This window comes from Clostridium sp. UBA1652 (assembly GCF_002320975.1).
GTDB classification, from domain to species: domain Bacteria; phylum Bacillota; class Clostridia; order Clostridiales; family Clostridiaceae; genus Clostridium_T; species Clostridium_T intestinale.
Genome location: NZ_DCLI01000098.1, coordinates 1 through 3,742, shown reverse-complemented (window position 1 = coordinate 3,742; position 3,742 = coordinate 1). Strand labels below are relative to the sequence as shown.

Annotated in this window: 6 protein-coding genes; all 6 read right to left on the bottom strand. The window is 26.3% G+C overall.

Annotated elements, in window-relative coordinates; translation table 11 throughout:
* Positions 1–352 precede the first annotated feature (352 nt).
* Entirely contained in the window at positions 353–529 is a 177-nt protein-coding gene (locus B3N22_RS23500; protein WP_286911109.1) for a hypothetical protein, read from the bottom strand.
* A gap of 163 nt (positions 530–692) precedes the next feature.
* Complete coding sequence (locus tag B3N22_RS23495; RefSeq protein ID WP_238907489.1) at positions 693–1,022, bottom strand: hypothetical protein; 330 nt, start codon at positions 1,020–1,022, stop codon at positions 693–695.
* Between the two features lie 307 nt (positions 1,023–1,329).
* Positions 1,330–1,824, bottom strand: coding sequence for a hypothetical protein (locus tag B3N22_RS23490; protein WP_238907490.1), 495 nt, complete (start codon positions 1,822–1,824; stop codon positions 1,330–1,332).
* A 29-nt stretch (positions 1,825–1,853) separates the two neighbouring features.
* A complete protein-coding gene (locus B3N22_RS23485) occupies positions 1,854–2,189 on the bottom strand; it encodes a hypothetical protein (RefSeq protein WP_238907491.1) in 336 nt (111 codons plus the stop codon).
* A 27-nt stretch (positions 2,190–2,216) separates the two neighbouring features.
* Positions 2,217–2,828, bottom strand: a complete 612-nt coding sequence (locus B3N22_RS23480; protein WP_238907492.1) for a hypothetical protein — start codon at positions 2,826–2,828, stop codon at positions 2,217–2,219.
* 97 nt (positions 2,829–2,925) lie between these two features.
* Positions 2,926–3,588, bottom strand: a complete 663-nt coding sequence (locus B3N22_RS23475; protein ID WP_238907493.1) for a DUF2625 family protein — start codon at positions 3,586–3,588, stop codon at positions 2,926–2,928.
* Between the last annotated feature and the right edge of the window lie 154 nt (positions 3,589–3,742).

The following is a 3,742-nucleotide window of genomic DNA, read 5'->3' as shown; positions in this document are numbered from 1 at the left end:
TCGACTTTGTCGACACTCTGATTAAAATTAAAAATCTTTTTTTATTTTTAAATCTCATTCAATCACCTGTTTTCTAAAAACTATAATATCTATTTATTTTTTAGTACCGCAGCTATAATTATAACTATTACACATAATATCATAAATGATATAATTGCTATCATTAAAGCACGCTTTCTTCTATTAGATGCTTTAATATAATAAATTGCACTAACAATTAGCATAACACTAATTATGACAATAGTTAAAGAAATGATATATCCTTGTAAATATAAGAATTCAGGATACTTATACGTAATAAGTTCATTCACAAAAAGAGTTACAGATAACATTAACGCTAGTATACTTATTTTTAATGAAACCTTATTATAATTATTTTTTTGCCTTCCATAATATACGCCATTACTAATATGAATACTGCAACTAAAAATAAAATTCTAAATTCACTTCGAACATTATTCCAACAAAAATACCCAAAAAGTCCACAAGCAATGGATAATATAGACATAAGCGCTCTTTTATCTTTCAATTTATAGACCTACTTTCATAATATTAAGAAACATTAAATATTTTTGGAGTTGGTATCTAATTATAAAACAATAAACTATCCAAGTATATTGAATACTTTTATGTTTAACTATTAGCTGTGGTTAAATTTTATGCTTATTAATTTTTAAATATATTAAATTTAATTAATAGAATATATTTATCATATCAATTTCATCAATAATGTATTTACATCCATCTACATTTCTAGATGCTAATGCTTCATCTACAGGAATACCAAAGAACTCCCACTTATCTGATATTTTATATAAAAATTCTTTAAATTGAATACTATCTAAGTGGCAATTTAATAATATATTCGCTTCTATAACATGTGTATCATCATATTTCCAATAAGGTTCTATTTTCTCTATTTTTTCAGATTTAATAAATTGTTTTGTTTCATTAATTAAGTTTTGATACACTTCCTTAGCTTCATCTACTGTATTAGAACGAATAAAAATTCTTATAAACACATCTTAGTCTCCTTTACTATAAATAACTCCTGCACGTATTTATACATTCTCATTACATATACTTTAGCTATTTTTTATAAATCTAGGTAAAACTAAAGCTAAACTTCCAGTTGTAGTAAAAATAATACTAGTCCTAATTCTAATAATTCCATATTTCCTAGATACATTCCAACAGCAACTACGCTAAGTGGTATAGAAATCACTAGAAATATAATTGCCCCTACGTATTGTTTTTTAATAAATAAATATATTATAGAACAAAAAACTACGACTAATGTTTAGGTCATCTTTTTATATTATTTATGTGTCATATGTTTTTAGGAGGTAAAAAAACTATTGCTAGTATAGCTATCATACTAAAATATATCATTATGATAATTAATGTAAGCTTTTTTCCTTTGCTATTAATCTTATTTTTGATTTGGAATATTCCAATTATATCCGCAACTATAGCCAATCCACTTAAGAATATCTTTATAATATTAGCAAACATTATTGAATCACCTATTCTTAAATAATATTCTAATCTCTCAGCTGTTATAGTCATAATTATGCATGCTAATGTCGCTCCAAAATAAATTAAAATATTTCTTTTATTTCTATCATGTCTCATGATCTGTGTAATAGTTGCTAATAGCATTAATACACTTACTGTAACTAATAATATAATAATTGAATTGAAACCCATTCTTTTAGTAGTTATAGAAGTTATAACTACTATTGCTGCAAAAAATCCAAAAGGTAACCTATCACTACTTAAATCTAAAATATTTATGACTTTTTTCTTGATCTTATCTAACATCTTTTACCCCTAACTTAACAATTTACAAACTACTTAATACTAGAATTATTTTTATATCTCTTTAGAAACTTTATCATAAGTGGAATTAATATAAATATTAATCCTATTCCAATAAAATCTACAATTACGTTATCTAAATACACCCCAATTGTTATAAGAACTAAAGGTATTATCATAGACAATGAACATACTGCAATTATATACTCTCTTCTAATTATTAATAATATTTCACATAACATACAAACTGTTAGTATAGTAAATAGTATGATTGGTCTCGCATTAACCCCATACTTAATCACAGTAAATCTTGATATTACTAAGCCCAATAAAACTCCTACAGATCCTAAAGAAGATACTTTTTTCATAATATACTATCCTTTACAAAACTATATTTATAATTTCTCTTTTGAATAACTAACAAATATATCTCTTTCATTTACTTCATCCCAATTACAATAATGCCTTACAACATAAACTAATCCCATTTCTTTTGCTATTAATGAAGAAATAACATTTTCAGTTGGAAAATACCCCCCGAGATCCTTTGGTTGACAAAAGAAATCTAACTTTTTTAATATTTCTACCAATGTATTTTCTTCAAGTTTATCATTTGAAAAAACTAATAAAGTATCGCAATAAGAATCTTTAAACAACTCGATGTCAAAATCTTTTATACTATATATTTTTTTATAATAGAGTTCATCAACTATATTAGATTCAGCAAATTCTTCTTTTATTAGTGCTTTCTTTTTAATATATTTTTGGATCTTTGTCAAAATTTCAGATTTATTTTTAAAATAACAACAAGAATAAATTTGCTTATCCTTCCCTAAATATTCAATGAATTTTTTAAATCCGTTTATTTCTATTATATATTGATTAATTCTATTTATTAAATCTGGAGCCTCCGATAAAAGCTTATATTTATCATCTTTAATACTAATCCATCCGAACACATTCGCTCTACTACTTGCGGGTTCATGCCTTTCAAAAAAATCACTCAAATCATCTCATCTCCCACTACATCATATTGATATAATTTTCTCCCTATGATCCCTTATAGTACTCCTCTTAATTCGTAATACGTTCTAAAAAGTTTCTCTAGTTTAAACCGAACCGCTCTCTAAACTCCATAGTAATTCCCCACAATTCCTCAATGGGAACTCTCTTTCTTGACCGTATTTCTACATCTAAATCTTCCGCCCAAAGATAAGGATACACTGAAATCCCATCATCTCCAGTTATCTTGCCAATCTCATCTTTCCATCCTTGCCATCTAAATGTTTCATAAAATTTGTTTATATCTCCTGTGAAAGTCCAATAAATAAAATCTGCAAATTTTAAATCTAGATCTTCCCACTCTAATGTATCTGGAGCAAGGTAGAACACATTCCCCATCTCCCCGATAAATGCACCTCCATTTATTGCAAAAAATCCCCCTAAAACATCATCTGCAACTAATAAAGCTCCATTTAATTTTTTATTACTATTTAGCCCATTCCATGATGAAACATCTCTATTAATTTTATTACTTCCGCTGCCCAAAATTCTAATCCATCCGTATTCTATAAATATACCACCAGTATTATACGCTATTGCTCCTAATAAAGACTTTGTTGTTACCTGCAAGTTTAGTAACACCTTCTCATTATTCTCTTCGCACGGATGTAGAATTTCTATTTTATTTATTGCTTCATCTTCCCATTTTAATAATATTTTCTTTGCAGATTCATCTTCACTAATCAATTCATGAATCAACTTCATATATTTAATACCCCTTATCGCTTATTGCTTTTACAAATATAAAAACTAATTATTTTGTTATAATCACCATGACATTCGGATTATCTATGAACTTTTAGTTGCTAATATTCATTTTAAAATCTCCTATTTAATCTATGTTAGTGTAAAGTTTTTT